The sequence below is a fragment of the Kineococcus vitellinus genome (assembly GCF_009906315.1).
Lineage (GTDB): Bacteria > Actinomycetota > Actinomycetes > Actinomycetales > Kineococcaceae > Kineococcus > Kineococcus vitellinus.
This window is the reverse complement of record NZ_JAAALL010000592.1, coordinates 1-940: the sequence shown is the minus strand read 5'-3', so window position 1 is coordinate 940 and position 940 is coordinate 1. Positions and strand designations below refer to the sequence as shown.

1 protein-coding gene is annotated in these 940 nt (G+C 79.9%); it reads left to right on the top strand.

What is annotated here, in order from left to right; translation table 11 throughout:
* Positions 1-940: glycosyltransferase (locus tag GTQ99_RS23605; protein WP_166618068.1), on the top strand; the 940-nt coding region annotated here is incomplete at both ends.

Sequence of the window (940 nt, the reverse complement as noted above, 5' to 3'; positions counted from 1 at the left end):
GCTCGTGCGCGAGGCCCGCCGGCACGACGTGGTCGTCTCCGGCTCGGAGATCGGCCACGGCCTCCTCGCCGGCTGGCTGGCCGCCCGGCTGACCCGCACGCCGTTCGTCGTGCTGGCCCAGGGCGACCTCGACGAGGCGATCGAGGCCTGGGTGCCGCGCCACCTGCGCCGCGCGACCCGCTTCGTCGACGCGCGCGCGGACGCCACCGTGTGCGTCTCCCCCGGCCTGGTGGCGGGCATCGTCGCCAACGGCCAGGCCCCCGAGCGCACCCGCGTCGTCGTCAACGGCGTCGACGTCGACGCGCTGCGCGCCCGCGCCGCCCTGGTCGCGGCCGCAGGCGGGGACGGCGCCCGCGCCCTCCCGCACGTCGTCGCGCTCGGCCGGCTGACGCCGCACAAGGGCTTCGACCTGCTGGTGCGCGCCTCCGCCCTGGCCCGCGCGCAGGGCTTCGCCCACGAGCTGACCATCGCCGGCGAGGGCGACGAGCGCGCCGCGCTGGAGCGGCTGGTGGCCGAGCTGGGCGCCGACCACGTGCGCCTGCCCGGCTTCTGCTCCTCGCCCGCCGAGCTGCTGGCCGGCGCCGACCTGTTCGTCTCCAGCTCCCGCACGGAGGCGATGCCGCTGACCCTGCTGGAGGCGCTCGCCGTGGGCGTGCCCGTGGTGGCCACCGACTGCTCGGTGGGCAGCCGCATGCTGCTCGACGAGGGCCGCCACGGCCGGCTCGTGGCGCCGGAGTCCGTCGAGGCGCTCGCGGGCGCGCTCGTCGACCACCTGCGCGACCCCCGCCCGCTGGCCGACGCGGCGCTCGGCGGCCCGGCCTTCGCGCGCCGCTTCGAGCCGCAGGGCCTGGCCCGCGAGCACCTGGGGGTCCTGGCGGGCGTCGCGGGCCGCGAGCTGCCCGCGGCGGCCCGGCCCGCTCCGCCGCGGGCTGCGCCGGCG